This is a genomic window from Citrobacter sp. TBCS-14, from assembly GCF_005280805.1.
GTDB lineage: Bacteria > Pseudomonadota > Gammaproteobacteria > Enterobacterales > Enterobacteriaceae > Citrobacter > Citrobacter gillenii.
In genome coordinates, this window is record NZ_SZWM01000992.1 from 1 (window position 1) to 346 (window position 346).

Annotated in this window: 1 protein-coding gene; it reads left to right on the forward strand. The window is 57.8% G+C overall.

Translation table 11 applies throughout. From position 1 onward, the window contains the following. Window positions 1-37 precede the first annotated feature (37 nt). Window positions 38-346: ATP-binding cassette domain-containing protein (locus FDX22_RS22565; RefSeq protein WP_146717803.1), on the forward strand; the 309-nt coding region annotated here is incomplete at its 3' end.

A 346-nucleotide genomic window follows, 5' to 3' on the forward strand; every position in this document is an offset into this window, starting at 1 on the left:
GGACTGCTGATATCGGCCACCCCACAGGAGATCCGCCATGAGCAGGACACCGGTTCTGGAGATGCGCAACATTGCCAAAGCGTTTGGCAAATTTTACGCGCTGAAAGGGGTCGATTTAACGGTCTGGCCGGGCGAGATTCATGCCCTGATGGGCGAGAACGGTGCGGGGAAAAGCACCCTGATGAAGATCCTCGCGGGCGCCTATACCGCCACCAGCGGGGAGATCCTGATTGACGGTCAGCCGTTTCACATTCGTGGGCCAAAGGATGCGCTGAGCGCAGGCATCACGCTGATTTACCAGGAGATGCAGCTCGCGCCAAACCTGACGGTGGCGGAAAATATCTTT